The organism is Amycolatopsis bullii (genome assembly GCF_014654205.1).
Classification (GTDB): domain Bacteria; phylum Actinomycetota; class Actinomycetes; order Mycobacteriales; family Pseudonocardiaceae; genus Amycolatopsis; species Amycolatopsis plumensis.
Genome location: NZ_BNAW01000102.1, coordinates 1 through 3,440, shown reverse-complemented (window position 1 = coordinate 3,440; position 3,440 = coordinate 1). Strand labels below are relative to the sequence as shown.

Below are 3,440 nucleotides of genomic sequence, written 5' to 3'. Positions count from 1 at the left end.
CGATACGGAGATGCCTTCTCCGACGCAGTCGACCTGGCCTTGAACTCCCCGGAGCTGCCGATGCAGGCTGGGGAACGAGCCCACGTCATGGTCGCGGTCTCCCTTGATGATCTGAAGACCGGCGTCGGGACGGCAACCCTCGGCGACACCGGCACCCTCTCGGCCGCCGAAGCCCGGGTGCACGCCTGCGACGCCATGATCATCCCCGCGGTCCTCGGAGCGAGGAGCGAACCCCTCAACCTCGGCCGCCTCCGCCGCCTGATCTCCGCCGGACTCCGCCGCGCCCTGTTCCTGCGCGACCGAGGCTGCGCATTCCCGGGCTGCCACCGCCCACCCCGGCACTGTCAGGGTCACCACATCCGCCACTGGGCCGACGGCGGCCCCACTGACCTGAACAACCTGGTGCTGATGTGCGCCCACCACCACCGGCTTCTGCACCGCTCGGGGTGGGAAGTCCGCATCGCCACCGACGGCCTCCCCGAATTCCTCCCGCCAGAGTTCATCGACCGCCGCCGAAAACCCCGGCGCAACAACCTGCACGAACCGCTGCCCTTCGCAGCCTGAACATGGGACAGGCCCGCAGCCACACGGCTACGGGCCTACACCCACGCCCAGCTCACCCCACTGACATTGCCTTGCGCGCTTTGCCTCTACCAGGCCCGGCCAGCCCCACCCCGACTTGCCATGCCCGGCTCGCCCCGCCACGCCAGCCCGGCCTTGCCTTCCCCGCATTGCCGTGCCTGCATTGCCTTACCGAGCGCGGCTCCCTCGCCCCCACTAAGCCCAGCAAGACCCGCCCCGGCCTTACCCTGCCGGCGCGAGTCTCCCGTCTGCCAGACCTGGCCGGGTCAAACGCGCCCCGGCCCTACTTTGCCCCTGCCCGGCGCGGCTCGCCCGCCCCGCCGTGATTCTCGCCAGGCCAGGCCAGCCCGGCCCAGGCCAGATCCGCCCAGCCCGACCCTGCGCGGCGAAGCGGTGTCTCACATCACTCGCCACCGGGCGATTCACTCACCACGCCGACGGCCTCACTCGGCCGCCAGCAACTGCTCAAACGGCACGAACTCCGGCTCCCCCGACCCAGCAGGCCGCCCCGCCGTCAGCGAAGCCAGCTCCGCCCCCGCCTTCTCGATCCGCCGCTGCAACGCCCCGGCAGCCTCCCCACTACCCCAGTCCGACGAAGCCGCATACACACCCGTGGCCACCGGATCCGCCTTCAAATACCCGAACAACGGCCGCAGCTGATAGTCGAGGACCAGGGAATGGCGTTCCGTTCCGCCCGTGGCCGCGAGCAACACCGGCTTGCCCACCAGCGAATCCGCGTCCAGCACGTCGAAGAACGACTTGAACAACCCGCTGTACCCCGCCGTGAACACCGGAGTCACCGCGATCAGCGCGTCCGCGCCGGTCACCGTCTCGATCGCCGTGCGCAGCTGGGGGCTCGGGAAGCCCGTCAACAGGTTCTTCGTGATGTCCAACGCGATGTCCCGCAGCTCCACCACGGTCACCGACACCGGCTCCCCGGCCGCGGCGACCGTCGCCGCGGCCAGGCGGTCGGCCAGCAGGCGGGTCGACGAAGGCACCGACAGACCCGCCGTCACCACTGCGAGCTTCATACCGATGCCTCCACCGAAGCCGAAGCCGAAGCCGCCGCCGCCGCCTTCAGGGACTCGTGCGTCGGCGCATCCGGAACATGCGCGGGACGCAGAGCATCCAACTCCTTGCGCAGCACCGGAATCACGTGCTCCCCGAGCAGGTCGAGCTGCTCCAGCACCGTCTTCAGCGGCAGGCCCGCGTGGTCCATCAGGAACAGCTGACGCTGGTAGTCACCGAAGTGCTCCCGGAACGTCAGAGTCTTGTCGATGACCTCCTGCGGACTGCCCACCGTCAGCGGCGTCTGCTCCGTGAACTCCTCCAGCGACGGCCCGTGCCCGTACACCGGCGCGTTGTCGAAGTACGGCCGGAACTCGTTCCACGCGTCCTGGGACTTGGGCCGGATGAACGCCTGCCCGCCCAGGCCGACGATCGCCTGGTCCGCCGATCCGTGTCCGTAGTGCTCGAAGCGCTGACGATAGAACCTGATCAGCTGCTGGAAGTGGGAGGTCGGCCAGAAGATGTGGTTGGCGAAGAAGCCGTCACCGTAGTACGCCGCCTGCTCGGCGATCTCCGGGCTGCGGATGGACCCGTGCCAGACGAACGGGGGCACGCCGTCCAGGGGCCGCGGGGTCGACGTGAAACCCTGCAGCGGGGTGCGGAACTTGCCTTCCCAGTCGACGACGTCCTCGCGCCAGAGCCGGCGCAGCAGCGCGTAGTTCTCGATCGCCAGGGGGATGCCCTGGCGGATGTCCTGGCCGAACCACGGGTAGACCGGGCCCGTGTTGCCGCGGCCCATCATGAGGTCGACGCGGCCGTCGGCGAGGTGCTGCAGCATCGCGAAGTCCTCGGCGATCTTCACCGGGTCGTTCGTGGTGATCAGCGTCGTCGACGTCGACAGGATCAGCTTGGACGTCTGCGCCGCGATGTGGCCCAGCATCGTCGTGGGCGACGACGGGACGAACGGCGGGTTGTGGTGCTCGCCGGTCGCGAAGACGTCGAGGCCGACCTCCTCCGCCTTGAGCGCGATGCGGACCATCGCCTTGATCCGCTCGTGCTCCGTCGGGGTCGTTCCGTTCGTGGGATCGGTCGTGACGTCGCCCACCGTGAAGATTCCGAACTGCATGACCTGCTCCCTTCGCGAGCACCATCTTACATGCGCGTTCAACTACTTCCAAGCAAGAGATATTCCGGCCGTCAGGGCCCGGAGGGGCACCGGCTAAGGTCGGGGGCATGGACGCGGAGCTCGCTCGGCTGGGTTTGGCAGAACGTTCGGTACGACTACTCGCCGGTCGCGACATCTGGGCCTCGATCACCCCCTTGCTCGCCCCGCGCCGGAACCTGGTGGCCGCCTTCGGCCACGTCGGGCCCGGCGCGGCGGCCCTGCTGCCCTTGCAACCCGGCGACACGCTGATCACGGACGCGAGCCTGGACACCGTGCTGTCCGGCGCGACGAGCCCGCACGCGCTGCTGCACTGGGTCAAGGCGGGCGTGATCGTGCACTCGCTGCGGGGGCTGAACGCGAAGCTGGTGATCGCCGAGGACGACCCGTCCTTCGTCGTGGTCGGCTCGGCCGACGTCACCGCCGCCGGCCCGCGGCAGCTGTTCGAGGCCGTCACGCTCTCCCACGAGCGGCACACCGTCGAGGAGGCCCAGGAGGCCTGGCTCGAGTGGTGCGACCTCGCGGGCCCCTCGCTGACCGCCGGTGACCTGGAGCCGCTGCTGGAGCAGTACGGCGCCGGCAAGCCGGTCACGGCCCGCCCCGCGACGACCACCCGGCCCGCCGCCGCGCCCGCGCGGCCGGTGGTGACCAGCCGCCCGGCGACACCCGTCCGCCCCGCGGCCGTGAC

The 3,440-nt window shown here is 70.0% G+C and carries 3 protein-coding genes and 1 pseudogene; 2 read left to right on the top strand and 2 right to left on the bottom strand.

The window, feature by feature from the left end; all coding sequences use genetic code 11:
• Nucleotides 1-564 (top strand): HNH endonuclease signature motif containing protein (locus IE317_RS44025; protein ID WP_191317298.1); only part of this gene is annotated, 564 nt, incomplete at its 5' end.
• Between the two features lie 461 nt (nt 565-1,025).
• Here the strand turns inward: IE317_RS44025 and IE317_RS44020 are convergent.
• Nucleotides 1,026-1,613: an FMN reductase gene (locus tag IE317_RS44020; protein WP_191317297.1), complete on the bottom strand. Its 588-nt coding sequence runs from the start codon at nt 1,611-1,613 to the stop codon at nt 1,026-1,028.
• On the bottom strand, nt 1,610-2,716 hold the full coding sequence (locus tag IE317_RS44015; RefSeq protein ID WP_191317296.1) for an LLM class flavin-dependent oxidoreductase: 1,107 nt from the start codon (nt 2,714-2,716) through the stop codon (nt 1,610-1,612). The genes IE317_RS44020 and IE317_RS44015 overlap by 4 nt, the downstream gene beginning before the upstream one ends.
• A gap of 107 nt (nt 2,717-2,823) precedes the next feature.
• Between IE317_RS44015 and IE317_RS44010 the strand changes: the two are divergent.
• A pseudogene (locus tag IE317_RS44010) lies at nt 2,824-3,440 on the top strand (hypothetical protein); the annotation flags it as partial.

Coding starts and splice junctions, on each gene's coding strand:
- IE317_RS44020 (WP_191317297.1), bottom strand. CDS start 1,613: ATGAAGCTCGCAGTGGTGACGGCGGGTCTGTCGGTGCCTTCGTCGACC.
- IE317_RS44015 (WP_191317296.1), bottom strand. CDS start 2,716: ATGCAGTTCGGAATCTTCACGGTGGGCGACGTCACGACCGATCCCACG.